The 26,759-nt window shown below is 63.7% G+C and carries 21 protein-coding genes and 3 tRNA genes; 15 read left to right on the forward strand and 9 right to left on the reverse strand.

Annotated elements, in window-relative coordinates; translation table 11 throughout:
- Positions 1 to 81 precede the first annotated feature (81 nt).
- Positions 82 to 155, reverse strand: a tRNA-Gly gene (locus CDI09_RS11680).
- Positions 156 to 380: 225 nt separating this feature from the next.
- Between CDI09_RS11680 and CDI09_RS11685 the strand changes: the two genes are divergently transcribed.
- The 3 genes from CDI09_RS11685 (at position 381) to nusG (ending at position 1,327) form a co-directional block, all read left to right on the forward strand.
- Positions 381 to 457 (forward strand) — tRNA-Trp (locus CDI09_RS11685).
- Between the two features lie 55 nt (positions 458 to 512).
- Positions 513 to 788 (forward strand): preprotein translocase subunit SecE, encoded by a 276-nt coding sequence (secE, locus tag CDI09_RS11690; protein WP_167370182.1) that lies wholly within the window; start codon positions 513 to 515, stop codon positions 786 to 788.
- Between the two features lie 8 nt (positions 789 to 796).
- Positions 797 to 1,327: a transcription termination/antitermination protein NusG gene (nusG, locus tag CDI09_RS11695; RefSeq protein WP_061275675.1), complete on the forward strand. Its 531-nt coding sequence runs from the start codon at positions 797 to 799 to the stop codon at positions 1,325 to 1,327.
- Positions 1,328 to 1,465: 138 nt separating this feature from the next.
- Here the strand turns inward: nusG and CDI09_RS11700 are convergent, their stop codons facing one another.
- The 3 genes from CDI09_RS11700 to CDI09_RS11710 are packed head-to-tail and all read right to left on the reverse strand — an operon-like array spanning position 1,466 to position 5,257.
- Positions 1,466 to 2,113 carry a PqiC family protein gene (locus CDI09_RS11700; RefSeq protein ID WP_078525110.1) on the reverse strand — a complete coding sequence of 216 codons (648 nt, stop codon included), beginning with the start codon at positions 2,111 to 2,113 and terminating at the stop codon, positions 1,466 to 1,468.
- 4 nt (positions 2,114 to 2,117) lie between these two features.
- On the reverse strand, positions 2,118 to 3,782 hold the full coding sequence (locus CDI09_RS11705) for a PqiB family protein (RefSeq protein WP_110571335.1): 1,665 nt from the start codon (positions 3,780 to 3,782) through the stop codon (positions 2,118 to 2,120).
- Positions 3,779 to 5,257 carry a paraquat-inducible protein A gene (locus CDI09_RS11710; protein WP_078525114.1) on the reverse strand — a complete coding sequence of 493 codons (1,479 nt, stop codon included), beginning with the start codon at positions 5,255 to 5,257 and terminating at the stop codon, positions 3,779 to 3,781. Before CDI09_RS11710 ends, CDI09_RS11705 begins: the two co-directional genes overlap by 4 nt.
- 94 nt (positions 5,258 to 5,351) lie before the next feature.
- On the opposite strand from CDI09_RS11710, the gene CDI09_RS11715 reads away from it, so the two are divergent.
- Positions 5,352 to 5,426, forward strand: a tRNA-Thr gene (locus CDI09_RS11715).
- 304 nt (positions 5,427 to 5,730) lie between these two features.
- Here the strand turns inward: CDI09_RS11715 and CDI09_RS18195 are convergent.
- Positions 5,731 to 5,907 (reverse strand): hypothetical protein, encoded by a 177-nt coding sequence (locus tag CDI09_RS18195; RefSeq protein WP_167370183.1) that lies wholly within the window; start codon positions 5,905 to 5,907, stop codon positions 5,731 to 5,733.
- A gap of 252 nt (positions 5,908 to 6,159) precedes the next feature.
- On the opposite strand from CDI09_RS18195, the gene CDI09_RS11720 reads away from it, so the two are divergent.
- On the forward strand, positions 6,160 to 6,750 hold the full coding sequence (locus CDI09_RS11720; protein ID WP_078525116.1) for a preprotein translocase subunit YajC: 591 nt from the start codon (positions 6,160 to 6,162) through the stop codon (positions 6,748 to 6,750).
- On the opposite strand, the gene CDI09_RS11725 is transcribed toward CDI09_RS11720, so the two are convergent.
- On the reverse strand, positions 6,731 to 8,935 hold the full coding sequence (locus CDI09_RS11725; RefSeq protein WP_078525118.1) for an FUSC family protein: 2,205 nt from the start codon (positions 8,933 to 8,935) through the stop codon (positions 6,731 to 6,733). The genes CDI09_RS11720 and CDI09_RS11725 overlap by 20 nt on opposite strands.
- 193 nt (positions 8,936 to 9,128) lie before the next feature.
- Between CDI09_RS11725 and CDI09_RS11730 the strand changes: the two genes are divergently transcribed.
- The 6 genes from CDI09_RS11730 (at position 9,129) to CDI09_RS11755 (ending at position 17,498) form a co-directional block, all read left to right on the forward strand.
- Positions 9,129 to 9,638, forward strand: coding sequence for a MarR family winged helix-turn-helix transcriptional regulator (locus tag CDI09_RS11730; protein ID WP_236944647.1), 510 nt, complete (start codon positions 9,129 to 9,131; stop codon positions 9,636 to 9,638).
- Positions 9,639 to 9,789: 151 nt separating this feature from the next.
- Positions 9,790 to 10,776, forward strand: a complete 987-nt coding sequence (locus CDI09_RS11735; RefSeq protein WP_078525120.1) for an HlyD family secretion protein — start codon at positions 9,790 to 9,792, stop codon at positions 10,774 to 10,776.
- A complete protein-coding gene (rbbA, locus tag CDI09_RS11740) occupies positions 10,773 to 13,553 on the forward strand; it encodes a ribosome-associated ATPase/putative transporter RbbA (protein ID WP_078525122.1) in 2,781 nt (926 codons plus the stop codon). The genes CDI09_RS11735 and rbbA overlap by 4 nt, the downstream gene beginning before the upstream one ends.
- Before the next feature lie 4 nt (positions 13,554 to 13,557).
- Positions 13,558 to 14,685, forward strand: a complete 1,128-nt coding sequence (locus CDI09_RS11745) for an ABC transporter permease (RefSeq protein ID WP_078525124.1) — start codon at positions 13,558 to 13,560, stop codon at positions 14,683 to 14,685.
- Entirely contained in the window at positions 14,685 to 16,121 is a 1,437-nt protein-coding gene (locus CDI09_RS11750) for a TolC family protein (RefSeq protein ID WP_078525126.1), read from the forward strand. The genes CDI09_RS11745 and CDI09_RS11750 overlap by 1 nt, the downstream gene beginning before the upstream one ends.
- A gap of 27 nt (positions 16,122 to 16,148) precedes the next feature.
- On the forward strand, positions 16,149 to 17,498 hold the full coding sequence (locus CDI09_RS11755) for a GntT/GntP/DsdX family permease (protein ID WP_078525128.1): 1,350 nt from the start codon (positions 16,149 to 16,151) through the stop codon (positions 17,496 to 17,498).
- 164 nt (positions 17,499 to 17,662) lie between these two features.
- On the opposite strand, the gene CDI09_RS11760 is transcribed toward CDI09_RS11755, so the two are convergent.
- Positions 17,663 to 18,937 carry a chloride channel protein gene (locus CDI09_RS11760; protein WP_078525130.1) on the reverse strand — a complete coding sequence of 425 codons (1,275 nt, stop codon included), beginning with the start codon at positions 18,935 to 18,937 and terminating at the stop codon, positions 17,663 to 17,665.
- 397 nt (positions 18,938 to 19,334) lie between these two features.
- Here CDI09_RS11760 and CDI09_RS11765 point away from each other — a divergent pair, with 397 nt between their 5' ends.
- The 3 genes from CDI09_RS11765 (at position 19,335) to CDI09_RS11775 (ending at position 21,811) form a co-directional block, all read left to right on the forward strand.
- Positions 19,335 to 19,673 carry a P-II family nitrogen regulator gene (locus CDI09_RS11765; protein ID WP_061273594.1) on the forward strand — a complete coding sequence of 113 codons (339 nt, stop codon included), beginning with the start codon at positions 19,335 to 19,337 and terminating at the stop codon, positions 19,671 to 19,673.
- Positions 19,670 to 21,046 (forward strand): ammonium transporter, encoded by a 1,377-nt coding sequence (locus CDI09_RS11770; RefSeq protein WP_078525132.1) that lies wholly within the window; start codon positions 19,670 to 19,672, stop codon positions 21,044 to 21,046. The genes CDI09_RS11765 and CDI09_RS11770 overlap by 4 nt, the downstream gene beginning before the upstream one ends.
- Positions 21,047 to 21,229: 183 nt before the next feature.
- Positions 21,230 to 21,811, forward strand: coding sequence for a hypothetical protein (locus CDI09_RS11775; RefSeq protein WP_110571336.1), 582 nt, complete (start codon positions 21,230 to 21,232; stop codon positions 21,809 to 21,811).
- Between the two features lie 149 nt (positions 21,812 to 21,960).
- Here CDI09_RS11775 and CDI09_RS11780 read toward each other — a convergent pair whose 3' ends face one another.
- Positions 21,961 to 24,180: a TonB-dependent receptor gene (locus CDI09_RS11780; protein WP_078525135.1), complete on the reverse strand. Its 2,220-nt coding sequence runs from the start codon at positions 24,178 to 24,180 to the stop codon at positions 21,961 to 21,963.
- 412 nt (positions 24,181 to 24,592) lie between these two features.
- On the opposite strand from CDI09_RS11780, the gene CDI09_RS11785 reads away from it, so the two are divergent.
- Entirely contained in the window at positions 24,593 to 25,648 is a 1,056-nt protein-coding gene (locus CDI09_RS11785) for a YwqG family protein (protein ID WP_078525136.1), read from the forward strand.
- A 275-nt stretch (positions 25,649 to 25,923) separates the two neighbouring features.
- Here the strand turns inward: CDI09_RS11785 and CDI09_RS11790 are convergent, their stop codons facing one another.
- Positions 25,924 to 26,613 carry a TetR/AcrR family transcriptional regulator gene (locus CDI09_RS11790; protein ID WP_078525138.1) on the reverse strand — a complete coding sequence of 230 codons (690 nt, stop codon included), beginning with the start codon at positions 26,611 to 26,613 and terminating at the stop codon, positions 25,924 to 25,926.
- Positions 26,614 to 26,759: the final 146 nt, after the last annotated feature.

Genomic DNA, 26,759 nt, shown 5'->3' on the forward strand with positions numbered 1-26,759 from the left:
CCCTGCCCCATCATGCCGCCCGGGCAGCACGCGCCCGAATCCGGTCAGGGCCGAAACGGATTTTTATTGTATGGGGACTGATGGAGCGGGCGAAGGGAATCGAACCCTCCTCAGAAGCTTGGAAGGCTACTGCATTACCACTATGCTACGCCCGCCCATAAGGTTGATCCATCCATACCGTTTCCGTCCTTTGTCGCGCAAGCCCATAAAGGCGTGCGGGATGCCAAACGCACCAAACTTGTATTTTTATGGGCGCACCCTCTTGACTTTCGGCTCGGTTCATACTTTTTTCCGCTTCCTGTGCCGGGTTCGCATGGACGACCCGAAACGGCGCGGCAGATGCCACGCCATGTGTTTCGGGCCTTCGCAGGCGGCTTTGCAGGGGTGTAGCTCAATTGGCTAGAGCGCCGGTCTCCAAAACCGGAGGTTGCGGGTTCGAGACCCTCCACCCCTGCCATTCTTTCCGGTCGGGCATTCCCCTTCCGGCCTGGCACCCGATGGGTCGGGCCACAATGGTCCGCACCGGTTTCTTAGGCCCCGCACCGGCTGGTTCATCCGGTTGGTGCGCCGTGGCGTTGCAGGAAGGGTATTTCGTGTCGGTCAGTCCCGCGAAATTTGTTGAAGACGTTCGGGCCGAGGCCAGGAAAGTCACGTGGCCCACACGACGCGCCACCCTGATGACAACGGGTGCGGTGCTGGCCATGGCCGGTCTTGCATCGGTTTTCTTTTTCCTCGTCGACGAGGTGATCGGCCTTGCCGTACGGAAACTCTTCGGACTGGGAGGCTGAGTTCAGCCATGGCCAAGCGGTGGTATGTGATCCACGTCTATTCGGGCTTCGAGAAGAAGATTGCCCAGCACATCACGGAACAGGCCGCCCAGAAAGGGCTGGCCGACCATTTCGGTGAGATCCTCGTCCCTTCGGAAGAAGTGACGGAAGTGCGTCGTGGCCAGAAGGTCAATGCCGAGCGCAAGTTCTTCCCCGGTTACGTGCTGGTCAACATGGAACTGACCGATGAGGCGTGGCACCTGGTCAAGGACACGCCCAAGGTTACCGGCTTCCTCGGCAGCAAGACCCGCCCTACGCCCATCCCCAAGGCTGAAGCCGAACGGGCCATGAAGCAGGCGCAGGAAGGTGTCGAGCGGGTCCGCCCCTCCGTTACCTTCGAGATCGGCGAGCAGATCCGCGTGGCCGATGGTCCCTTCACCTCGTTCAACGGCACGATCGAGGAAGTGGACGAGGAACGCGGCCGCCTGAAGGTCAGCGTCTCCATCTTCGGCCGCTCCACCCCGGTCGATCTGGAATACAGCCAGGTGGAGAAGGTCTGAGCCTTCTTCCTCCGCTGAACTGAAAAGCGCCTCCGGGCGCTTTTTTTATGCCCGGATGGCTGCGCCTCTTCACCAGCCATGATAAATTTCCGGGGACCGCCTTTTTTCCGCAAAGGCGGCGTTCTTTCAACGCTTTTATTATTTATGCAGGGCGGGCTGTGGCGCGGGCGGCAGGGCCGCCAGTCGCGCAGCCGCCATATCCGCCACCTGTCCGGTCAACTGGCTGAGCGAGGCCACCATGGCCCGCATGCCGCTGCCCGCTGGCGTGGCGGTCAGGGCAAGCGGCACCGACAGGGCATGCTCGGGGTCACCCGCCCGGTGCACCGACAGGCTGCCTGCCAGATGCACGATGCCCGTAGCATCACGCGCAAAACGCGTAATCTCGACCTCGACAAACCCCTGCGCGGGCGCGCTCGTGGCATCGTTCTGGGCAAATACGCTCACGCCGGGCAGGCGCTGCTGCAGGTCGGTGGCCAGCACATGGCCAAGCATGGGGGCGAGCGGCTCGCTCCACGCCGCCCCGGCACTCGGCGTAACGCTGTAGTCATCCTGCACACCCACAATGCTCTGCCGGTCGAGCGAGGGCGAAACACCTGGCGTGCGCACCTCGATCACCGCGGGCATGCCTGTGCCAACCAGGCCTGCCTGCGCCGCGGGCACGGGGGCAAGCGAGTACAGCGTGGGGTCGGTTGACCCGCAGCCGCTGAGTGCGAGCAGCGATGCAACCGCCACGCCTGCGGCCATGGGCCGCGTTGACTGTATGAAATGCCAGAAGGGGCGTTGCATGCTTTTATCGTCCCGTAATCAGTGCCGAGGGGTGGTGGGTCAGGAAGTCGGACAGGAAGCGCAGCGAGCGCGCGGCGTCATTAAGCTGCAGCATCATCTGCTGCAGGTTGCGCTGGAAGTCGGTATCGCCGCCATAGCTCGACAGCACCGAGTTGGCACTCTTGAGCGTCTTGTCCATGCCGGTCAGCAGCTGCGGCATTTCGGTGCGGGCATCATGCGATATGACCTGCAGGTTCTGCAACGAACCGCGCAGCGCGGTCAGGGCCTGTTTGGTGTCTGGGCTGTTGATGCGGGCATCGGCATGGGCCAGCAGGCTGTTCAGGTTCTCGCCCATCTGGGTCAGGGGCATTGCGGCAATCTTGTCGCTCACTACCGAGAGCGAATCCATGATGCCCGACATGCCGCCCGCCTGGCCGGGCAGGACCATGGCATCGCCTTCCATCTCGACCTGCGCGGGCGTTGCGTTCTTTACGAAGGTCAGCCCGATTTCGGATTCGCCGGTCAGCATGCTGGTGCTCTGCACCGAAGCCCGCAGACCCGAAGCCACCTGCATGCGCAAAAGCCCGGCCAGCGCATCGGGGGGCACCTGCCGGTTATCGAGCACGCGCTCGGGCTGGAGTTCCATGGCCACGCGCACATGCGCCTTGCCCGTGGCGGGATCGACCTGCAGCTTCACGTCATCAATCATGCCGACCTGAATGCCGAACATGGTCAGGCGGCCGCCTTTGGTCAGCCCCGTGACCGAACTGGTCAGGTACGTAACCAGCGGAATGCGCTCGCGGTAACCTGCGCTATTGGCGTCTTCCGCGCTATCATAAAGCTGGAAAGCGGTTTCCTGCCCGGCCGTGGGGGGCAGGGTGTTTTTCTCGTTGCGTTCATCAGGCGGATCAAACGCCACCCCGCCCGAGAGCAGCGCCTGAAGCGACTGGAGCTTGACCTTGAGCCCGCCCGCCCCAAGACCAACCTGCACGCCGGACACGTTCCAGAACCGCGTGGTGGTGCGCAGGTAGCTGTCATAAGGGGCCTGCACGAAAATCTGCACCTTGATCGGCCCGCGCCCTTCGGACGGCATGGTGTAGCCGAGCACCTCGCCCACCACCACGTCGCGGAAGAAGATGGGCGCACCCTGACCAAGCGAGCCAAGCGACTGCGTGATGAGGGTGTAGGTATGGCCCGGCTGGTCGGAGCGCACGCCTGGCGGCGATTCGAGACCGGTGAAACGGGTGGTGTAACGCCCCCCCGCCTCGCCTGCATCCATGGCGATGTAGGCGCCGGACATGACCGTTTCCAGACCCGTAATGCTCGCGCCGTTGATGCGTGGACGCACGACCCAGAAGCGGGCGTGATCGGTCAGCATGCGGCCGGCCGCCGCCGTCATGCGCACGCGCACCTCGACATGGTGCAGGTCATCGCTCAGCCGGATGGAATCGACCGTGCCGAGCGAGACCGCCTTGTTCTTGACTTCGGTCTGGCCGCTGGTCAGGCCATCGGCGGTATCGAAGCTGATGACAATCAGCGGCCCGCGCCCGGTCAGCCCGCGCCAGCCCAGATAGCCCGCGATGATGATGGCCACGATCGGCACCAGCCACACGACCGAGAAACGGTACCGCCGCGTCTGGGCCTGCGGCACGCCGCCATTGGAATTACCGGGAGGAAAATCGTCATTCACGCCAGATCTGGCTCCATGCTGGCCGGGCGTGTTTCCGCCGGCGAAAGGGAAGATGCCGGGCCATCATGGTCAACCGCCGCCACCACGCCGGGCGGCAGACCATCGGTCACCGGGCCATTGCGCCCCGCCGCATCCCACATGATGCGCGGGTCGAAGCTCCAGGCGGCCAGCAGTGTGAGGATCACGACGGCGGCAAACGCCACCATCCCGGCATTGGCCGTGACACTGGCCATGAAGTTGAACCGCACCACCGCCACCAGGATCGAGATCATGAACACGTCGATCATCGACCACCGCCCCACCATGTCCACCACCCTGAACAGCCTTGTCCGCGCCACGAGGTGCCCCCGCGCGCCGCGCCATGTCTGGATGATCATCCAGCCCAGGCTCGCGATCTTGAGCATGGGCACGGTGATGGAGGCAAAGAACACCAGCAGCGCCAGCGGGATCATGCCGTCGGCCCACAGTTCGAGCGCGCCTTCGATGATGGTGTGCCCACCCCCGCCGCCCATGCGCGTAAACGTCATGACCGGATAGAGATTGGCCGGAATATAGAATACAACCGCCGCGATGAGGAAGGCGGTGGTGCGGGTGAGCGTTTGCGGCAGGCGGCGCCAGACCTTGTGCTCGCAGCGCGGGCACAGCCCCACGCAGCGCAGGTTCGAGACCGGGTGCGCAAGCTCCCCCACCAGCCCGCATGAGCTGCACGCCACCAGATGGTCGACCGGCGGCATGCCGATGTCATCCACATGCGCGTAATCCACCACGACCCTGCCGCCGCTTTCAGCACGGGTGAGGGAATCGATGCGGCGGTGCTGCCAGATCATTTCGGTATCGAGCGTCGAATCGGTGGCCGCCATGGTCAGCATCAGCGCACCGATCAGGTACACCGCGGGCCCCACATCCACATGCGCCATGTCGGTCAGCTTGGTGTAGGCCACGAAGATGCCCAGAATATAGACCTCGACCATCGACCACGGCCGCAGCTTGTCATACCACACCAGAATGCGCGGCCCCCAGTCGGGCAGTTGCGGGCGGGAGGCGGCATACAGGATGGCGAACATGAACCCGATCGCCACCGCGGGCGCCAGCACGGTCACGGCACCCACCAGAATCCCGGCCTCGCCCCAGCCTTCATGCATGAGTTCCATAGGCCCGGTCAGCAGGTCCACGGTGCGCTGCCTGCCGTACACATCCAGCGTCATGAGCGATGAGGCGAGCGCTGCCAGATAGAACGCCGCCGAGCTGATGCAGAAGGCCAGCGGCGTTGCCAGCGGGGCCGTGCGCCGCCTGCGCGCGAGCTTCTGCCCGCAGCGCGTGCACAGGGCCTGCTGGCCGGGCGCGAGTTCGGGCAGACGCTGGTACAGCCCGCAGCCGGGACATTCCGACAGGCCGCCAACAATGCGGACATGGGGCACGGGGCCGATGCCCGCATCGTCACAGCGCATCGGCCGGATGGAAAATGACTTGTTCATCTGCCCCCACCATATAGACCAAATTAAAATGGGAAATGCCGCAATTGATATATTGCATCATGCCAGCCCATCGTTTATCAGACGCCACAGGTTTGCCGACATAGCTCAGGGGTAGAGCAACTGATTCGTAATCAGTAGGCCCTCGGTTCAATTCCGAGTGTCGGCACCACCTACCTTCTTGAAATCGTTGATTTTATTAATGTTACCCCAGCAATGCTGCGCCATACTGCGCCGTGGCGGGGCAACAGGACAGGGTCACTGTACCTGCTGCGGCCGGGGCCGATCCTCAAACGCCCGGCTGCCGCAAGGGCCACAAAAAAGGCGGCACCGTTCCCGATGCCGCCTCTTTTCTGAGGACAGTCGCCGTTTTTGATTTCAACGAACCGTCAGCATCCTTCATTCCATGTGCGCTGACCTGCCACAACAGGCGCAGCCTCACGTTTGGCTGACCTCACGCCATCGTGGCCCCTGGCCTATTTCTCGGCAAACGGGTCGAAGTCGCCGTCGTTCTCGCGCACGCTCCACCAGCCTTTGTTCCAGTCCTCATAGGCGGGCAGGGTTTCATCAAACGGGTTCTCGATCAGCGGCTCGCCCTTGGTGGCGGCTGCCTTGCCCTGCGCAAAGGCGTCGGGCGGGGTCTGGTCGGTCATGTCGGGTTCCTGACTTGTGTGCCTGGCAATGCGGCAGGCTTACACCATGCACGCGCGACCCGCAGCCCCGCGTGGCGGAAGGGGGTAATGCGCTGGGCGCAGGTGTTGGGGGTGCGATTGTGCGCGGCCAGCCATACATCGTAGGATACGTGACCGCCTCTGCGCGTTATGGGATAAGGGCGCTGGCACGGGCGTATTTCCGCCAGCCAGGGACTGACATCCGTCAAGAGATTTTAGGGAAGAACGACACATATGAACGTGAAGCTGTTTGCATCCCGCCGCGTGGCGCTGGCTCTGGCCACCGTGGTTGCGGGCGCGTCTGCTGCCGCAATGCCCGCCATGGCGCAGGCCCCGGTCATCGTGGGCAACCAGACGGCGACCGCCACGGTCGAGAGCGTGGACCATGAGGCGGGCATGATCCTGCTGCGCGACAAGACGGGCAACCTCGATACCGTGCGCGTCGACCCCGACCTGCGCGCCAAGCTGCCGGTGCTCAACCCCGGCGACAAGATCGGCCTGCGTATTGTCCGCACCATTGATGCGTCCATCGCCCCTCCGGGCGCGCCGCTGCCGGAATCGACCGAGAACGCCGCCGGCACCCGTACCGGCCCGCACCCGCATGGCATGATGGTGTCCTTCAAGCGCGAGCGCGTGAAGGTGACCGGCGTGGACACCACGCGCAACCAGGTCGTGTTTGTCGATCCTGATGACATCACCCGCGTGGTGCTGGTGCGCCAGAAGGCGATGCAGGACTTCCTCAAGACCCTCAAGCCCGGCGATGAGGTGGACACCACGGTGATGGATGCGGTGTCGTTCTCGGTGCTCAGCCGACTTCCGTCCTGACGGCGGCCAGCGGCGGCCGGTGGGCGGCGGGATAGTCCTCCGCCCATTGCAGCGGGCCGCGCTGGTCAAGAAAACCGGGGATATCCTCGATGATCCGCGCGGCCTGCTCAAGGCAGGCCATGGCCTCGACCTGGGCGGCAGGGCGCAGGGTCAGGGCATCGGGCGGGCAGAGTATGGTCGCCGCCCGCCGCAGGCTGGCCGCCGTGAGCAGCGGGTTGTGCGCCAGTTCGCTAAAGGTGCCCAGCGCATCATAGATCGCCGCCTGCTGCGCGCCCATGATGTCGGGACTGCCCGCGATGGTGCGGATACGCTCGATCAGCCGCCCGAGCGAAAGCGTGGCCAGCGCCGCATCGATATATTCATGCATGCTGGCAGGCCGGGCGAAGAACGACAGCCGCATTGCCAGGCGGATCACCTTCTGCAGTTGCAGGTTCTCCCATACCAGCCATTCCTTGCCCTGCCTGCGGCCCGACAGCGCCAGCCTGCGCAGGCTGCGCGTAAGCGACATGACCAGGCGGGCGGCATCAAGCCGGTGGTTGGGCGGCAGGATCACACGGAAGGACAGCACCAGCATGATGCAACCCATGAACAGCGCCATCCAGCCGTTGAACAGGTTGATATCGTTATAATAATGAATCGGGTTGTTGACCTGCAGCATCACGGTCGCGAACACGCCATAACCAAAACCGCCCACGCCGAATTTGGGGTGGAACTGCAACCACACGCCGGGCAGCAGCATAATGCACAGCGAGAGCCACAGCAGCGGGTAGCCATCGATCTGCGGCAGCAGGTAGATATGGCACAGCAGCCCCGCCGGTATGCCCAGCGCCGTACCTGCCGCCATCATCCCCGCCGCGCGTGAGGCCGAAGGCAGAGTGGACAGCAGGCTTGCCGCCGCCACCACGTAGAGCATCATGGTTGGCCCCGCCGTCCAGTGCAGCACGTACCAGATCAGCGTGGTGAGCAGCGTGGTCAGCGCGCCGCGCGCGGCGTTGCGCAGTGCCGTGGGCCATTCCAGATAGGGTTGCAGGCGAAGTTTGCGCCCCGCACTGCCCCGGCGCGAGAGGTCCTGCAGGGCGGTGTCGATCTGGCCGAGCAGGTCCTGAATGTCATCAAGGAACAGCAGCGAGCGGGGCGAATGGGTGGCGCGCGCCTCGTCGATCATGATGGTGCGCGTGTGCTGGATGCGCGCGCAGCCCTGCGTCCACATCGCTTCGAGCGACTGGCCTTTTGTCAGGTCCAGCAGGGTGTGCAGCATGGCCTCGATCTCGCCATGCACCGCGCGGTCCTGCTCCGTATCAGCGGGGGTGATGGTGTGGGGGTGGTACGAGGCCACGATGCCCGAAAGCCGCGCAAGTCCGGCCCTGATCTCACGCTGGCGCACGCTGATGTCGTAATTGTCGGCCGCTGCGTATTCCACCGCGTCCGACAGGCGGGCAATGCGGGTGAGCATGGCCGCGCGGCTGTCATGAAAGGTGGAAGGCAGGGCACGGAACGTGCTGCCGGGCAGCGCATCGGGGTTCTGCGCGGGCACGTTGCTGTAGCCCTGGTGGAAGGCCAGGATGTAGCTGACCGTATCACGGAACAGGGTGTGGATCTGGGTGAACAGCGTGTCCGACCGGCGTGGCGAGGTGACCATGAACACCGCCGCCGTGGTGACGATGCCCACCACCACGGCGGCAAGGCGCGACATGGCGGAGAGGAAAATGCCATCGGGGTTGTCAAACGCGGGGGCGGAGATGATGACGATGGTGTAGCCGGTGAGCACGGCGGCATAGGCGCGGAACAGCCGCAGGAAGGTGGCCGCCATGCAGGCCAGCCCCACCACCACCGACAGCCCCATGAAATACAGCACCGGCGACTGCACGAACACCGCCATCAGCCCCACGCTGATCGTGGCCCCGATGATGGTGCCGATGATGCGCCACACGCTTTTTGAAACCAGTGCCCCCACCGTGGGGTTGGCCACGATCATGACCGTGGTGACCGAACTCATGGGTGACTGGAGCTGGAACGAGAAGGCCAGGAACAGTGCAATCCCCACCGAAAGCAGCGCACGCGCGCAGAACGCCGCCGTGGTGCGCGTGGCGGCCCACTGGGCATCATCGGAGAAAATGCGCTTCAGGCTGGACAACATTGGGCGAAAAACTCCCGGCGGCGGCGTAGGGGCTACCTGATAAACCATACGGTGAAAAGGAAAAGGCGCACGCAGCCGGAATTTATTGTATGACAATTAGTGTCATGTCAATTATATTGATGCTATCAGTTCTGCCGCCGGGCAGCCATCTCCATAAACGGTCATGATTCCGCGCGCCCCGCGTGCTATCGCGCAGCAGGCGCCATGGCCACGGCCTGACCAACCAGCACAGGGAATGCTCATGACCGACCGTTCACCACTGCCCGATATCGAGGGCACGGGTTTCCAGGACATGCGAATGACCTTCCTCACCATGCGGCTGGCCAATACCTGGCGGCTGGTGCTCGACCGCGCCCTGCGCCCCGATGGCATGAGCATGGCGATGATGCGCCCGCTCGCCTACCTGATGATGCTGCCCGCTGGCGTGAGCCAGCGCGCGCTCGCCCATGCCATGAACACCGACAGTTCAGCCCTGGTGCGCGTGCTCGACCTGCTGGAAGATGAAGGGCTGGTCGAGCGCCGCCCCGACCCCGCCGACCGCCGCGCCAAAACCCTGCACCTGACCACGCGCGGCACGCGCAAATGCGCAGCCCTTCACCAGATCTGCGCGGGCATGGAGGCCCGTGTGCTCGGTGGCGTGGAAGCAGGGCAGGCGCAGGCCATGATGGATGTGCTGGCCGTGGTGCTGCGCCACGCGGAGAGCGTGCTGCGCGAGGAAGAGGCCGCACCCTGTAGCGATAACACGCCCTGAACTGATGTACATCAGTTCACTGTGTGGCCGGGTTGTATAGAAGATAGGATTCTGGTGTCCCCGCATTGGCTTTAAAGGTTTCATCCATGATCGTATTGCTCCACCCCGTTGCGACCGGCCCGTGCCTTGCGGGCAGCATGGGGCCGATGGCATGAAGTGGCGCGACGCGGCGATTGGCGCGGGGCTTGTCATTGTAGCGGCAGGCTGTGGCGTGGGGTGGTACGTGGTGCAGCACCAGGGCGAGCTGCCGCCGGGGCTGGCGCGCGCCAATGGGCGGCTGGAACTCGCCCGCATTGATGTGGCGGTCAAATATCCCGGGCGCGTCACCGAACTGGATTTCAACGAGGGCGATACGGTCGCCGCAGATCAGGTGCTGGCGCGCGAGGATGACATCAGCGCGCGCGCCAGCCTTGACGCCGCGCGCGCCCACCTGCGCGCAGCCCAGGCCGACGTGGTCCGTGCGCAGGCCGAGCACGATGCACGGCAGGCAACGCTGGGCCTGGCACGCCACGACATGGACCACGCGCAGGCCATGTTCCGCCAGCACCTCGTCTCTGACATGGAACTGACCCAGCACCAGACCAGTCTCGACACCGCCACTGCGGGGGCCGAGGCGGCTGCACACGCGGTTGATGCCGCACAGGCCGTGGCGGATGCCGCCCAGGCGCAGGTGACGCAGGCCCGGTCCGCCGAGGATGACATGACCATCCGCGCCCCCGTGGCCGGCCGGATTGAATACCGCATCGTGGAAAAGGGCGCCGTCCTGCCCGGCGGTGGCCGCGTGGCCTCGCTGCTCAACCCGGCGGATATGTACCTGACCGTGTTCTACCCCTCGCAGCAGGCGGGGCAGCTTCATGTAGGCGATCAGGCGCGCATAGCGCTTGACGCGCTGCACCAGCAGGTCATTCCCGCCACCATTTCCTTCGTCTCGCCCGAAGCACAGTTCACCCCCAAATATGTCGAGACCGCGACCGAGCGCGACAAGCTGGTTTACCGCGTCAAGCTGCGGGTCAGCCCCGAAATCGCGGCCCGGTATGGCAGCGTGCTCAAGGCGGGCATGACGGGCGATGGCTACGTGCGCACCGACCCCGCCACCCGCTGGCCCGCAGCGCTTGACGTGGCCGATGCCCCGCAATGAGCGAGGCCGCGCCCCATAATAGCCCGCCAGGCATCCGCATTGCCGGGGTCACGCACCGTTATGGCGCGGTCACGGCGCTGGCGGATGTGACGCTGGACCTGCCCGCGGGCACCACCATCGGCCTTGTGGGGCCTGATGGCGTGGGCAAGTCGACCCTGCTCGGACTGATCGCGGGCGTGCGCAGGCTCCAGTCGGGCCGGCTGGATGTGCTGGGTGCCGATATAGGTGAGCGCCGCGCGCGCGAGGCGTTCCTGCCGCGTGTCGCCTTCATGCCGCAGGGGCTGGGGCGCAACCTGTATCCCACCCTGTCGGTGTGGGAGAATATCGACTTCTTTGCCCGCCTGTTCGGCATGGATGCCCGCGAGCGTGATGCCCGCATCGAGCGCCTGCTCGATGCAACAGGTCTCGCCCCCTTCCCCGACCGCGCGGCGGGCCACCTCTCGGGCGGCATGAAGCAGAAGGTCAGCCTGTGCTGCGCGCTGGTGCATGACCCCGACCTGCTGATCCTTGATGAACCCACCACGGGTGTTGATCCGCTCTCGCGCCAGCAGTTCTGGACGCTGGTGGACCAGTTGCGCCGCGAGCGCCCCACCATGACCGTGATCGTCTCCACGGCGTATATGGAGGAAGCCGAGCGGTTTGCATGGCTGGTGGCGATGGATGACGGCAAGGTGCTGATCAGCGACCAGACGCAAAAGGTGCTCGAGCGCACGCACACCACATCGCTGGAGGACGCGTATATCTCGCTCCTGCCCGAGGGCAAGCGGCAGGAGGCCAGCGGCTTCGTCATTCCACCCTATGCCAATCCCGGCGGGCCGCCCGCCATCGAGGCCGAGCACCTGACCCGTCGTTTTGGCAGCTTTACGGCGGTGAGCGATGTGAGCTTCACCATCAGCCGGGGCGAGATTTTCGGCTTTCTTGGCTCCAATGGCTGCGGCAAGTCCACCACCATGAAGATGCTGACCGGCCTGCTCGATGCCACAAGCGGCACGGCAAAGCTGTTTGGCGAGCAGATCACGGCGGGCGACATGAAAACCCGCATGCGCATTGGCTACATGTCGCAGGCGTTCTCGCTGTATGAGGAACTGACCGTGCGGCAGAACCTCATGCTGCAGGCCCGTCTTTACCGCATTCCCGCAGCCCGGGCGGCGCAGCGCGTGGCGCAGGCCATCGAGTCGTTCGAGCTCGGCGCCTGCGCCGATGTCAGCCCCGCCGCCCTGCCGCTGGGCATCCGCCAGCGCCTGCAACTGGCTGCGGCGTGCATCAACAACCCTGAAATCCTGATCCTCGATGAGCCGACCTCCGGCGTGGACCCCGCCGCGCGCGATATGTTCTGGCGGCACCTCATCCGCCTGTCGCGTCAGGACCATGTAACGATTTTCGTCTCGACCCATTTCATGAATGAGGCGGCGCGGTGCGACCGCATCTCGCTCATGCATCGCGGCCACGTGCTGGCCGTGGGCACGCCCGCCGAACTGGTGAAAAAACGCAGCGCCCCCAACCTTGAAGCCGCCTTCATCGCCTATCTACAGGATGCCGAGGCCGCGACCGATGCGCAGGAGCATGCGGCCGCCCCGCCCGCGCGGCAGGGTGCGGCCCGCACATGGTGGCATGCGCTGGGCGGCAGGCTGGCCGCGCGGTTCGGCACGCTGGGGGGCGCGTGGCTGCCACGTGCCTGGGCCTTTGCCCGGCGCGAGGGGGTGGAACTGCTGCGCGACCGCCTGCGGCTGACCTTTGCCCTGATTGGCCCGCTGATCCTGCTGGTGGTGGCGGCCTCGAGCATCTCGTTCGATGTGGAAGGCGTGCGCTTTACGGTTGATGACCATGACCGCACCACCATCAGCCGCGACCTGATCGACAGTTTTCGCGGCTCCACCTATTTCCATGAACTTGCCCCCGTGGCCGATGCCGACGGGCTGGACCGCGAGATCCGCAATGGCAGGGCGCAGCTTGCGCTCGACATACCCGCAGGTTTCGCGCGTGACCTCGAGGCCGGGCGCAGGCCCGAGATCGGGGTCATCATCGATGGCGCGGTGCCATTCCTTGCGGCCAATGTGCGCGCCTACGTGACCGGCGTGCTGGCCGGTTACGCCAGCACGCTCGGCCGCGCCATGCCACAGGGGGCGGTTATTCCCATCACCGTGGAGCCGCGTTTTTCCTATAATCAGGAATTCCGCAGCATCTACGCCATGACGCCGGGCGTAATCATGCTCGCTCTCATCCTCATCCCCACCATGCTCACCGCCCTTGGCGTGGTGCGCGAGAAGGAGGTGGGCTCCATTGTCAATCTCTACGCCTCGCCCGCCTCGGTGGGGCAGTACCTCATGGGCAAGCAGGCGCCTTACGTGGCGCTGGCCACCATCAGCTATTTCATGCTGGTGCTGGTGGCCGTGGTGGTGATGGGGGTGCCGCTCAAGGGGTCGCTGCTGGCGCTCACGCTGGGGGGGGTGCTGTTCGTGCTGTCGGCCACCGGGCTGGGGTTGCTCATTTCCACTTTTGTCAGCTCGCAGGTGGCGGCCATCTTCGGCACGTCCATCATCTGCCTGATCCCGGCGGTCAATTTCTCCGGGCTGCTCTATCCGGCCTCCACGCTGACGGGCATCAGCCGCCTCGTGGGGCTGGGCTTTCCCGCCGCGTGGTACCAGCTCATCAGCCTGGGCTGCTTCACCAAGGGGCTGGGAGTGACAAGCTTCGGGCCGATGTACCTGGCGCTGGGCTGCTTTGGCGCGGGCTACATGCTGGCCGCCCGTCTTCTGCTGAAAAAACAGGAAGCCTGAGCATATGATGCGCTGGCTGCTCAATGTCGGTCTGCTGTGCGGCAAGGAACTGCGCAGCCTGGTGCATGACCGGGTGTTGCTGGGGCTGATCGTGTTCGCCTTCAGCGCGGGCGTGCTGCTGGTGGCCAACGGGGTGAAGGTGGAGGTGTCAAACGCCACCATCGCCTTTATCGACGAGGATAATTCTCCCCTCTCGCGCCGCATGCGCGATGCGGTGCAGCCGCCCTATTTCAAGCCGCCCGTGATGGTGGACCGCGCGCAGGCGCTGGCGGGCATGGACAGGGGAGACTACATCTTCGTGGTCGACATTCCTCCCCATTTCCAGGCCGACGTGCTGGCAGGGCGCGTGCCCGCCGTGCAGCTGCGCGTGGATGCCACCGCCATGACCCAGGCCGGGCTGGGCACGGAATACCTCAACGAGATCCTGATGGGCGAGGTGGATGACATGCTGCATGTGCCATCGCCCATCGATCAGGTGCCGTTTGCCGTGCAAAGCCGCATCCGCTTCAACCCCAACAGTGAATCGAAATGGTTCACCTCGGTCATGCAGATCGTGACCAACATCACCATCCTGTCCATCGTGCTGGTTGGCGCGGCGGTGATCCGCGAACGCGAACACGGCACGCTCGAGCACCTGCTGGTCATGCCCGTCAGTGCCAGCGAGATCGCGGTGGCCAAGATCGTGACCAACGGGCTTGTCATCTTTGTCGGCGCCATCATCTCGCTGTGGCTGGTGGTGCATGTGTGGCTCGGCGTGCCGATTGCGGGGTCGGTTACGCTGTTTGCCGCGTGCTCGCTGCTGTATCTGTTCTCGGCCACGGCGCTGGGCATCATGCTGGCCACGGTGGCGCCCACCATGCCGCAGTTCGGGCTGCTGGTGGTGCCGGTCTATGCGGTGGCCTACCTGCTCTCGGGGGCGGCAACGCCGGTGGAAAGCATGCCGCAGATGATGCAGGTGGTGGTGCGCTTCCTGCCCACCACGCAGTTCGTCAACCTGTCGCAGGCCATTCTGTACCGCGATGCGGGGCTGGGGGCGATCGCGCTGCCGCTGCTGACCGTGACCGTGACAGGCATTGTATTTCTTGTATTCGCGCTCATGCGCTTCAGATCCATGTTGGCAAGGCAGGAATGATGAGGAACAGATTGGCGCGGGCCGCCCGCATGGGAAGCATGGCGGCGGCCGTGGGGCTTGTGGCGGGGTGCTCGCCCTTCCGCACGCATGCGCCCGCGTCGCACGTAACGGTGCCCCGGCAGTTCACGCAGGCGGGCATGACGGCCGCGCAGCCCCCCACCGACATGACGCGCTGGTGGGAGGCATGGCATGACCCGGGGCTGACGCACGCGGTCGAGACCGCGCTGGCCGCAAGCCCCGACATCCGCATCGCGCGCGACCGCGTGCTTGAGGCGCGGGCCATGCATACGGTGGTGCGCTCGGCGCTCTACCCCACCGTGGGAGCCACCGGCAACATGATGGGTGGCGACATTGACTGGCGCGATGCCGATGGCCTGCCCGACTCCAACCGCAGCACGGATGGCCACCTTGCGGGCATCACCGCCTCGTGGGAACCGGACCTGTTTGGCGGCCGCCATGCCGATGCGAAGGCGGCGAAGGATGGCGTGAAGGCTGAGGAAGAATATTTCCACGGCGTGCAGATGGTCATCGCCGCCGATGCCGCCGACAGTTACCTGCGCGCGCAGGGCGTGCAGCGCCAGATTGCCCTGACCGACCAGGGCATCGCCACGCTGGGGCAGTTGCGGGCCTACGGGCAGGCGCGTTTTGCATCGGGGCAGGCCACGGCGGCGGATGTGCGGATGGTTGAACAGAAGCTTTCGGAAATGAAGGCGCGCAGGCCCCTTCTCGTAGCCCGGCTCGACCTCATGCGCCGCAGGCTTGCCGTGCTGTCCGGCCAGACACCGGAGGGACTGGCGGCACCGCCCACCCCCCCGGCCTATTTCGTGCCGCCCGCCCCCGTGGGGCAGATGCCTGACACGGTGCTCGAGCGCAGGCCCGATGTGCGCGCCCGGCGCGATCAGGTGGATGCGGCGCTCAACCGGCTCAAAAGTGCCAAGACGGATCTGCTGCCCCGCTTCGGGCTGGAATTTTTTGGTGGCGACGGGCGGCTGCATTTTGATGGCATTCCCGGCCTGTCGGGCACGGGTGGCCTGATTGCGCTGACCACCTACCTGCCCATCTTCACCGCCAACCGCATTCAGGCGCGCATTCATGCCGCGAGCGCCCGGCTCGATGCGGCGGTGGCGGGCTATGACAAGAGCCTGCTGCACGCGCTTGCCGAGGTGGAGGACAGCTATGAAAACCGCCTTGGCCTTGACGCCCGCGACGTAGAGCTGACGCGCGCGCAGGCGCAGGCCGGGCAGGTTGCGCATGATATGGCCGGTCTGTATGCCGGTGGGCAGCGCACGCTTGGCGATGTGCTTCAGGCCCGCATGCAGGCGCTTGATGCGCAGGGAGCGGTGCTGTCCAACCAGGACACGCGCACGCAGGCCACCATTCAGCTGGCCCGCGTGCTGGGCGGGGGCTGGCAGGAGGCAACGCCGGTTTCGCACTAGGCGCGGGCAGAAAAGGAGAGGCGTCGGATGTCGGTCGGAATGGCCCTGCTGCTGGCTGTTGTGGCCATATGCGTTGTTGTTTTCCTGATTGAGCGGTGCAAGCTCAATCCATTCCTGGCACTGTTCATTGCCTCCATGCTGCTAGGCTTTGCCGCTGGCATGCCCGCACCCCATGTGGTGAGCACGTTCGAGAAAGGGGCCGGGCAGGTGCTCGGCCAGATCGCCTCGGTCATCGCGCTGGGCACCATGCTGGGCAAGATGCTTGAGGTGTCAGGCGGGGCGGACCGCATCGCCATGACCGTGGTGGCGCTGGCCGGGCCGCGGCGGCTGGACTGGGCCATGATGGTGATCGGGCTGCTGGTCGGGCTGTCGGTGTTCTTTACGGTGGGCTTCGTGGTGCTGGTGCCGCTGGCATTTTCCATCGCGCGGCAGACAAAAATGCCCATCCTGCATGTGGCCCTGCCGGTTACGGCGGCGCTGTCGGTGGTGCAGGGCTACATGCCGCCCCACCCCGGCACCATGTTCGCGCTGGCGGCCTACCATGCCGATATCGGCCGCCTGATCTGGATGGGGGCGCTGGTCAGCGTGCCTGCCGCCATCATTGCAGGCCCGCTCTATACGCGCTTCATCGTGCCCCGCCTGCCAGCCGATGCCGGGGCGCAGGCCGCGCGCGCGCATGATGCCAGTACGCCGCGCAACCCCTCTGACCTGCCGGGTTTTGGCATGACCCTGTTCACCATTCTTGCCCCCATGGTGCTGATGCTGGCAGGCTCGGCCACGCGGTTTATGGGGCCGCAGCCCGGCGCGTGGGCTGAGGCGCTGCGCTTTGCGGGCGACCCCAATGTGGGGCTGGCGCTGGCGGCGCTGCTGTCGTTCTGGACGCTGGGGCTGCGGCGCGGCATGACGCGCGAGAAGGTGCTGGCGTGCTCCAATGAATGTCTTGGCCCGCTGGCGGGGCTGCTGCTCATGATCGGGGCGGGTGGCGGCTTTGGCGCGGAACTGATGGAGAGCGGCATATCCGACGCCATTGCCCGTGCTGCGGTCGACATGCATGTGCCGCTGCTGGTGCTGGCCTGGGGGCTGGCCGCGGGCATGCGTGTGGCCGTGGGGTCGGCCACGGTGGCCATGAGCACCACGGCGGGCATCGTGGCCCCCATCATGGCGCATGGCTCCGCGATCTCGCCCGAGCTTGTGGTGCTGGCCACCGGAGCGGGAGCGGTGATGTTCGGCCCGATGAATGATTCCGGCTTCTGGCAGGTGCGCGATGCGCTGGGGCTGACCGTGCCACAGACCCTGCGCACATGGTCCGTTCTGGAAACACTGATTGGCATGGTGGGGCTTGCAATGTGCGTGCTGTTGCAGGCCTGCGGCCTGTAAAAACAGGGTTGGCATGGGCCTGACGGGTCATCGGCCGGTCATCGCCGCCCGAAGAGACCTTCCGGCGCCAGGCAAGGCGGCATCTGCGGCGATACACTGGCCTGCCTCGGCCAGACGTTCATCCCTGCACAACGGGCGGGATGCTCCCTTGAGCGCCCCCTATTTCAGGACCGTGCCGACATGCTGCCCGGCGCACCGGGCCGGGTCTGGGCCGCAGGCGGCTGGCCCATTGTGGCGCAGACCCGGAAGGCAAGCAGCGCCCCTGACAGCGTAAGGAAAGCCGGAATCCACATGTCATGCCCCACATGGGTGAACTCGAGACCCAACGCCAGGGCCGTCAGCGGCATGGACATGAACGTGCCCAGAAAGGCAATGCCGCCCAGCAGCGCCACCGTGCCCACATCCACCATGGGCAGGCAGGCATTCCACCCCCCCGCCAGCACGGTGGCCAGCAGGGCGCCCATGGTCAGGCTGGGCGTAAGCAGGCCACCTGCCGCACCCGCCCGCAGCGCGCCCATGATGACGACAACCTTGAGCACCAGCACGGTCGCTGCAAGCTGCGTGCCCAGCTGTGCCGACAGCGCAAGCTGCATCGGCCCGCGCCCGTTGCCGGGCAGCTGCGGGTAGAAGCACGACAGAACGCCCAGCAGCGGAAACACCACAAGGCACCACGCAATGCGCGCCCCTCCCCGCGCGGCCCGGTTCTGCACCACGGCCATCAGCCGCCTGGCCATCTGCGCGCCCATGCCAATGACCGGCCCCGCGCACAGCGCCCACAGCACCACGGGGGCCGTGACCACCATTGGCCCGATGTCATACTGGTGCAGGTTGCCCAGCACCGCCCACGGCACGAATGCCCCGATGGCCGAAGCGCCCACCGCGCACAGCACCGCGCGCTGCCCCACCGTGCCGAGCAGCACCTCGAGAATGAACAGCGCGCCGCCCAGCGGCACGTTATAGACGGCGGAAAGTCCGGCCCCCGCCCCGCAGGCGATGATGATGCGCCGGTCATCGGGCGCAAGCCCCAGCACGCGGCCGGTGCCGGTGGCCAGCACCGCGCCGAGTTCACGCGGCGCGACCTCGCGGCCGAGCGGCGAGCCAAGGGCCACCGTCACGATCTGGAGCAGCACGTGCACGGTGGTGGAGAGCGCGGGCATGGGCTTGCCCAGCCCCGTCCTGCCCACGGCAGCCGCGATGCTGACCAGCGGCCTGCCAAAACGCCCCAGCGCCCACCAGCCCACGCCCGCCACCACGCCCGCGGCGCACAGGGCGGCAATCCTGCGCCAGGGCGCGGCCGCACTCACGCCCTGCACGAATGTATGCGGCCCGCCGGGCTGGCCATAGCCATAGGCGGCATGCTGGATCATGTGCAGCAGCAGCGACAGCACCGTGCCCCCCACACCCGACAGGAAACCGGTTGCAATGACCGCCACGGCCATGACCGGCCATGCGGTGGGCGCGCCATGAGGCGCGGATGCGGGAGCGGGTTGGGTCATGATGGCATGGGATATGCCGGATAAGGCAGGGCGCGCCAAGCCGGTTTAACGGGCGCGGATGCCACGGCCCGCGCGCCATGGCCCGGGGCGCGATCACGCGCGCAGCCACGCCCCCCCTTCGATTCGGGAACGGTGGCCCGCGTATTGACAGCCCTGCGCCCCCGCTGCCGCGCCACAGGTCAGAAATGGCGAACACGCCATACCCATAATGGCAACACCCCGCCCCTGCACAATAGCGCTGAAAGGCGCTAGCAACTTCATATTGCTTCGCGATATGGTTGCCTGTACGGAACAGTAGCCATCAGGTGACGTTTCAGGGGCAAGGCAGGAAGGGGACGAGATGAAATTCGTTATTGCCATCATCAAGCCGTTCAAGCTCGATGAGGTACGCGAAGGGTTGCATTCCATCGGGGTGGATGCCCTGACCGCAACCGAGGTGAAGGGATATGGCCGCCAGAAAGGCCAGACCGAAATCTATCGCGGTGCTGAATACAACATCCAGTTCCTGCCCAAGATCAAGCTCGAGATCGCGGTGCCCGACGCGCAGTGCGACAAGGTGGTGGAAGTGATCCAGTCCGCCTCGTGCACGGGCAAGATCGGTGATGGCAAGATTTTCGTTCTCGACCTGCAGCAGGCAATACGGATCAGGACACAGGAAACCGGAGAAAACGCGCTGTGATCAAGAAGATTGGCAAAAGCGCCCGCCATGCCGGGCTGGCGGCGGCGGCTTTTGGCGCGTCGATGGCCAGCCTGCCGGCCATGGCGGCCGATGCCCCCCCCGCCATCGACACGGGTGATACCGCCTGGATGCTGATCAGCACGGCGCTCGTGCTGATGATGACCATCCCCGGCCTTGCGCTGTTCTATGCGGGCATGGTGCGCAAGAAAAACGTGCTGGCGACACTCATGCAGTCCTTCTCCATCTGCTGCATCATGACCGTGGTGTGGATGGTGCTGGGCTACAGCCTGACCTTTACCTCGGGCAACGCCTTCATTGGCGGGCTGTCGCGCGTGATGCTCAACGGGCTGGGCGCTGGCATCAGCAAGGGCAGTGACGTGGCCTTCACCATGGCCGCGGGCACGCCTGCCGCCACTACCATGACCATTCCCGAAAGTGTCTGGATGACCTTCCAGATGACCTTCGCCATCATCACGCCCGCGCTGATTACCGGCGCGTTTGCCGAACGCATGAAGTTTAGCGCCCTGTGCGTGTTCACCATCATCTGGTCGCTGATCGTGTATGTGCCCGTGGCCCACTGGGTGTGGGGGCCGGATGGCTGGGTGGCTGCCAGGATCGGCGCGATCGACTTTGCTGGCGGCACGGTGGTGCATATCAACGCGGGCATCGCGGGCCTTGTGGCCGCCCTGGTGATGGGCCGGCGCAAGGGTTATGGGGAGGACGACCTCTCACCCTACAACCTGACCTATGCCATCATTGGCGCATCCCTGCTGTGGGTGGGCTGGTTCGGCTTCAACGCAGGCTCGGCCGGTGGCGCCAACGGGCGCGCGGGCATGGCCATGGCCACCACCCAGATTGCCGCGGCCGCCGCTGGCGTGTCGTGGATGTGCGCCGAATGGATCAAGACCGGCAAGCCGACGGTGCTGGGCATCATCTCGGGTGCGGTGGGTGGCCTGGTGGCCATTACGCCTGCGGCGGGCTTCGTGCTGCCCGGTGGCGCGCTGATGATCGGGCTGATCGCTGGCGTGATCTGCTTCTGGGGCGCCACGGGCCTCAAGCACATGATGGGCTATGACGACAGCCTCGACGCCTTTGGCGTGCATGGCATTGGCGGCATTGTAGGCGCGCTGCTGACCGGCGTGTTCGCCTATGGCCCGCTTTCGGCCACCGACGGCAGCCCCGAGGGCGTGAGCGGGTCGTTCCACCAGTTCATCGCCCAGGCGGAATCGGTGGGCATTACCGTGGTGTGGTGCGCGGTGCTGACCTTCATCCTGCTCAAGGCCATTGACCTGACCATCGGCCTGCGTGTGACGCGTGATGAGGAAATGGAAGGCCTCGACATGAGCCTGCATGGCGAGCGGATCAATTCCTGACCTTATTTCCTGCATGCAACATTGTAGAAAGGGCGGCCTGCGGGTCGCCCTTTTTTTATGTGCCCTCCGCCCGGCCGGTGCTGCGCACCCGACCCTGTGGCACGTTTTGTGCTGCAAGGCTGCAAAATCTGCTTATAGTATCCATATCATGACCATAGGATCGGGTGTGGAGTAGGATGACCCATGAATGATGAATGTCGTTTCATGCTCATAAACCGCATGGAAAAGAGTCTGGTTGCAGGAAAGCACATGCCCGATATGGTGTTTGCGGATGAATGGGATGCTTACTATTTCTATCCATCTGATTATTTGACAGAGGACGAGACCGCCGAGATCATCTGGTCACTTATGGACTTAAACGGCGAGAGCCTGTTTTGTATTGTCGATATGATTACACTGCCTGAAGATGAAACAGATAGCGTTTCATATATAAATATAAACGAAACAAAAGATAAATATAAAGATTACAGATCGGTCTGGAATCAGAAAAGAAAGGATGGGCTTGCGTGGCTGCACAATGTCGATGCATATGCCCTGTCATCTACATCTGGGAAATGGTTCATATATAGTGAAAGAGATAACGAGATAGCGATTATTGCCCTGAAGGGCATGGAGACTATAAAATGTTTTGCAGAACATAAATATTTAGTCCATGCCATTCTTCCTGATGACCTGAACAGAAAAGAAATTCTGGTCAGTCCATTGGACAGGCTGGATCCGGCATGGTGTGAGAATTTTCGCAGGTTTTACAGCCACCCGGACTGACCAAAGCAATTATTCAATAATAAAAACAGATCACTGATAAAAAAGAAAAATTTCTGGTGAAGCTTTTTCAAAAAGCGTCGAAAGAATACCGCCTTTTTAAAAAAGGCGGCACCCGGAAACTTTTACGCTTTCAGCAAGGCTTCAGTTTATCAGAAGTTCTGCGAAATACCGGTCAGGATCGTGCGCCGCAACCCGTATTGCGGGGCGCCCACGCCAATGCCCGTGCCGCTGCGCAGCATGTAGGGATGGTCGAACAGGTTGGTCACATCCAGCCGCAGCTGCGTGGTGCGCAGGAAGCGCGAATGGAACAGGTCACGGAAGGACTGCACAAGGGCCAGGTTGAACGTGGCGTATTGTGGGATCACGCCGCCATTGGGCACGGTGTCGGTATCCTGCCGCAGGCCGCTGCCATAGACCATGGTGGCCGAAAGCAGCGTGGGATGCCCGGTGCGGTGGAAGAAGGTGTAGGACCCACCGGCGGACGCGGTCCAGCGCTGGTCATGGTCAAGATGCACCCAGTGCTGGCTGATATAGTTGAGGTCATCGGGGGCAAAGTTGAACTGCGCGCTGGTAATGTCCTTGCCGATGGCGCGCGACCACGCAAAATTGCCGTAAAGCGACAGCGGCCCGCGATCGTAGGAGGTCGAGACCTCATAGCCATTCACCTGCCCGCGCCGGTAATTGAAGCCCGAGAGGATGATGGGTGCGCCGAACTGCCCCTCGTCAATCAGGTTATGGGCCAGCTTGTAATAGGCATCGAACGACACGCGCCAGCCGGGCAGGATGACCTGCTCGATCCCGGCATCGAAGTAATGGTCACGCTCGGCCTTGACCGTGCTGCTGCCGGTGCCGGGCGCAGCGCCCGATGTACCTGCGAACTGCTGCAAGTCGGCCCCCCCCACCACCTCGAAGGGCGGGGGCGTGAAGTAGCGGGAGTAGCCTGCATGCAGCGTTGCCCCCTTCCACGCGCGCCACACCACGTTGATGCGCGGGCTGAGCTGGTGCTCGTTGGTGTATTCACCCACGCCATCAAAACGCAGGCCGTAATTGACCGTGACATTACGCAGCGGCCGCCATTCGTCCTGCACGTACAGGCCATAAACATCGCCCGTGCGGCCATTGCCGGTATGGATGGACTGGAGTGCCCCCGTGTCGGTGTTCTGCACCAGTGAATCGGCCTTGGTGATGTTGCGCTCGGCAAAGACCTGAAAGCCGAAGCGCACGGTGTGATCTGGCCGCACGCGCCAGGTCACGTCGCTCTGGGTGCCGGTTGACATGACCGAGCGCTCGGCATGCTGGCTTATGCCCATATAGGCCAGGTCGCCCAGGTTGGGGTCGGGGCTGTAGCCGAGGCTGCTGTAGCGCGAGAACACCGATGTCTGGAGCGAGAAGGCCCCGATCTCCTTCTGCAGCGACAGGATGCCGAAATCGGTGATCTGCTTCTGGCGTTCATTGAGGCTGGAGGCGCGCGGTGCACCGGGCACCGATACGCACGCCGAATCATCACCCGCGCAGGGGAAGGTCTGGCCACCAATATTGGGCAACTGGTACTCGGCGTTCGACACGCCAGCAATCAGGCTCAGCCGCGTGTTTTCATCCACTGTATAACGCAGGTGGCCGAGGAAATGGTACTGGTTGCTCAGGTCATGCGGCGCATTGAACGAGGGCGTGGTGTTCTCGATGCCCACCCGGTCATGCACGTAATCGGCGGTGAGGAAGTAATCCCACCTGCCATGCTGCCCCCCATACTGCGCGGAGGGGAAGAAATAGTCACGCGCGCCACCGTAGATGGACACGTTGCCACCCTTGTTGGTGGCGCCATTCTTTGTGGTGATGTCCACCACCGCAGCCTGCAGGAAGCCGTACTGCACCGGCAATGCACCGGTGGAAAGCGACATGTTATCGGCAAAGCGGGTCATGAGTGTCTGGCCGAACACGTTCATGCCTTCGGGCAACTGCACGCCATCAAGGCGGAACTGCACCTCGTTATGGTCGCCACGCACGTGGATCTGGCCGTAACTGTCCTGCGCCACACCGGGGGCCTGCAACAGCACGCTGTTCAGCGCGGCATTGTCGCCGCCGGGAATGGTCTCGATCGCCTTGCGGCTGAAGGCATGCACCGTTGCCCCCGTGGAGGGCTGCAACTGCACGCGCGCGCGGTCGAGACGCGCGGTGACGGTCATGGCTTCGGGCGCTGATGAGGGGCGGCTGAGCGCCTGTGCCTGCTCGGTGGTGGCCTGCGGGTCATCAGGCGTTGTGACTGTGGCAGGCACGCCCTGTGCAAGGGCGGTCGTAACAGGAGTCAGCGCGGTTATGGCCGCGAGCATGGCACGGGAAAGGGAACGGGGAAAAAACCATAGGCGCGTCATGGCGGAAAGGCTCGCATCCGGTGAGGTGGTTTCGGGAGGCGCAGCTTTATTTGGTACAATATAACATAACAATATGGAAAAACCGTCGCCTTCGCCGGGCCTGCCAAATGTTGTATTTATGCAACAGAACCGTTCGGCCAAAAGGGCACAGCACATAACCGCTTCTCCCCAAAACGGGAAGCCGCCCTATTGCGCCATCTTCTGGTGGTTCATTATGGTTTTTGATCCTATTTTAAAACGATATTATTAAATATACATATTTTATTTATTCTGAAATTAAAGATATTTTCTGGTAAAGCATTATTCACGACACTTCAGTAAACGCCGTATTTTGAAAAAAGATGTCCCAAAACTTTTATTAATTCTCATCAATGCATTATTTTAAAATACTATATTAACAAAGGAACCTGACATGGCCGATATCCCGCTCCCTCCTGACCGCGAGACTCTGGCGCAATCGCTACAGGCTACTGGCCTGCCTGCTGCCATCGTGGCCCATCTTGCCGCGCAGGCCCGACCTGCCTTACTCATGCCCACCACGGCAGGGGATGAGGACACCATTGCCCCCGGCGCCTCGAAACTCGGCGGCCGCCCCGACCTGCCGCAGGGCATGGCCTGGCCCCTGCGCCCGCCCTACCCCGATGCTGCCAAGCGGGCGCAATACTACAACCGCAAAGCAGATGACCTGCTGGAAAACCCGCCCTCATGGGCACGCGCCCGGGGAGCCGAATGGTTCAGCCGCAACTACCGCGCCAAAGCGCAGGCGGTGGCGACAGATTTCCCGCTGGCCTTCTTTGGTCAGTTCAATCTGGCCGAACTGGCGCAGGCACCGGGTTTCGACCCCGTTTTCCCGACTGGTGGCCGCCTACTGGTATTCTATGATTACTGGATAGAGCCGGAAGGATTCACCCCCGAAGCCGCCGTGGGGTGGCGCGTGATATGGGATCCGTCACCCGTGGCTGAACTGGTGCGCGCGCCGGTGCCCGAGGCCCTTCTGGCAATTTCGAATGACAGGTGGCGCTGCGTCTTTCCCCCCGCCCCCGTGACCACGCCACGCTCTGTCCTCACGCCCATGCCGCTCAATGACAAGGGATGGGATGCCTTCTGCCTTGATGATAATGCGAAACTCTCGGCCTATGACGAGTGGTTCTGCGCCTTCGGCACGCCCGATGAAAAAGGACGTGATAACCACCAGTTTGGCGGTTTTCCGCAACCGTTACAGAACGGCCTTCAGGCCCGCAGCCAGCTTGCCGCCAACGGCCTGAACTGCGGGGGCGGAGCTGTGTGGAACACGCCAGAGGCGAAGGTGCTGCTGCAAGCCGCAGGGGAATGGCGGCTTGTCGTACAGATCGGGGCTGACTCACATGCCCGGTTTGCGGATGTGGGGGCCTATTACGTGATGATGCGTGAGGCTGATATCGCGGCCCGCCGGTTCGACCGGGCACGTGTCGTCTATCAGTGCGGCTAGATCCCTGCCGGGGCAGAAAATATCGATTGACGGTTCAGGCGCAGGATAAGGCGTTTTGGCTTATCCCCGCGTGTGCGGGGAACACTCTTCGTGGAACAGACTGATTCCACAGCCTTATTTTACGGTCAAAGAAACTACCAACCAGAATGCCCTTCTACCTGCCCCTCTTTACGCCATCGCAAAAGGCTCATCGTCCGGGTCCGTAGCAAGGCACGGGCAGGGAATGTTTCTGGCGCAGCTTTTTTCAAAAAGCCCTGTCAGAGCACGCCCTTACCTTACCCCTGCATCACCACCGGCGGCAGGCGCGGCCCTTCGCGCAGATAGGCGTTGAGAAAGGTACGCACTGCCGAACGCGCAATGAAATCAATATGCGCCTGGTCAGTGCTGACCGGCAGTTGCAGGCGCGAGCGCGCGGTAATGCGGGTCTGGCACAGGGCGTAGAACTGCTCGGCGGCAAAAACCGGGTCGGGAATGTTCAGCACACCGGAATCATTATGCTGCATCAGCCAGACTGAAAGGATGTTGATGGCCTTCTGCGGGCCATGTTTCCAGAACGTCTCGGCCAGTTCGGGAAAATTGCCGGCCTCGGAAATGATGATGCGATTGAGCATGAGCGATAGCGGCGAGGTGAGCAGCCTGATCATGGCCACGGCCAGATGCTCGAGCGATTCCGTAAGGTTCGCTCCTTCATCAATGCGGCTGAACAGGAGCGGCATCTTCTCGCACGCGCACTGCTCCACAAAGGCGGAGAACAGCGTGGCCTTGCTATCGAAGTAATTGTACAGCGTGCCTTTTGACACCCCGGCATCCCGCGCGATGCCCGACATGCTGGCCCCCTCGTAGCCATTTTGGGCAAAGACACGCGCCGCGCCAGCCAGGATCTGCTGCCGCTTGGCAGCGGAGGCGCCCGGGGGCAGACTCTCACCGGCGTGCATTTTGGCTGACTGACCTGGCGTGGTGCCCATTGAAATCATCCTGCTCCCGCGGTTGACGCGTACTTTCGATTGACCCCGTGAGATGGGGTGGTTGCCGTCCTCCCCGCACGGCATCGCAATGTGCCAGAATGGTCGTTGGAAGAAACGACTGCGCGAAAGGACGGCAGATGAAGGAT

Source organism: Komagataeibacter nataicola, from assembly GCF_003207795.1.
Taxonomy (GTDB): Bacteria; Pseudomonadota; Alphaproteobacteria; order Acetobacterales; family Acetobacteraceae; genus Komagataeibacter; species Komagataeibacter nataicola.

Excerpts from the sequence above, each read along its gene's own strand:
- secE (WP_167370182.1), top strand. The coding sequence starts at position 513 with ATGGTCCGCACCGGTTTCTTAGGCCCCGCACCGGCTGGTTCATCCGGT.
- nusG (WP_061275675.1), top strand. The coding sequence starts at position 797 with ATGGCCAAGCGGTGGTATGTGATCCACGTCTATTCGGGCTTCGAGAAG.
- CDI09_RS11700 (WP_078525110.1), bottom strand. The coding sequence starts at position 2,113 with ATGCAACGCCCCTTCTGGCATTTCATACAGTCAACGCGGCCCATGGCC.
- CDI09_RS11710 (WP_078525114.1), bottom strand. The coding sequence starts at position 5,257 with ATGAACAAGTCATTTTCCATCCGGCCGATGCGCTGTGACGATGCGGGC.
- CDI09_RS18195 (WP_167370183.1), bottom strand. The coding sequence starts at position 5,907 with ATGACCGACCAGACCCCGCCCGACGCCTTTGCGCAGGGCAAGGCAGCC.
- CDI09_RS11720 (WP_078525116.1), top strand. The coding sequence starts at position 6,160 with ATGAACGTGAAGCTGTTTGCATCCCGCCGCGTGGCGCTGGCTCTGGCC.
- CDI09_RS11725 (WP_078525118.1), bottom strand. The coding sequence starts at position 8,935 with ATGGTTTATCAGGTAGCCCCTACGCCGCCGCCGGGAGTTTTTCGCCCA.
- CDI09_RS11730 (WP_236944647.1), top strand. The coding sequence starts at position 9,129 with ATGACCGACCGTTCACCACTGCCCGATATCGAGGGCACGGGTTTCCAG.
- CDI09_RS11735 (WP_078525120.1), top strand. The coding sequence starts at position 9,790 with ATGAAGTGGCGCGACGCGGCGATTGGCGCGGGGCTTGTCATTGTAGCG.
- rbbA (WP_078525122.1), top strand. The coding sequence starts at position 10,773 with ATGAGCGAGGCCGCGCCCCATAATAGCCCGCCAGGCATCCGCATTGCC.
- CDI09_RS11745 (WP_078525124.1), top strand. The coding sequence starts at position 13,558 with ATGATGCGCTGGCTGCTCAATGTCGGTCTGCTGTGCGGCAAGGAACTG.
- CDI09_RS11750 (WP_078525126.1), top strand. The coding sequence starts at position 14,685 with ATGAGGAACAGATTGGCGCGGGCCGCCCGCATGGGAAGCATGGCGGCG.
- CDI09_RS11755 (WP_078525128.1), top strand. The coding sequence starts at position 16,149 with ATGTCGGTCGGAATGGCCCTGCTGCTGGCTGTTGTGGCCATATGCGTT.
- CDI09_RS11760 (WP_078525130.1), bottom strand. The coding sequence starts at position 18,937 with ATGGCCGTGGCGGTCATTGCAACCGGTTTCCTGTCGGGTGTGGGGGGC.
- CDI09_RS11765 (WP_061273594.1), top strand. The coding sequence starts at position 19,335 with ATGAAATTCGTTATTGCCATCATCAAGCCGTTCAAGCTCGATGAGGTA.
- CDI09_RS11775 (WP_110571336.1), top strand. The coding sequence starts at position 21,230 with ATGAATGATGAATGTCGTTTCATGCTCATAAACCGCATGGAAAAGAGT.
- CDI09_RS11780 (WP_078525135.1), bottom strand. The coding sequence starts at position 24,180 with ATGACGCGCCTATGGTTTTTTCCCCGTTCCCTTTCCCGTGCCATGCTC.
- CDI09_RS11785 (WP_078525136.1), top strand. The coding sequence starts at position 24,593 with ATGGCCGATATCCCGCTCCCTCCTGACCGCGAGACTCTGGCGCAATCG.
- CDI09_RS11790 (WP_078525138.1), bottom strand. The coding sequence starts at position 26,613 with ATGGGCACCACGCCAGGTCAGTCAGCCAAAATGCACGCCGGTGAGAGT.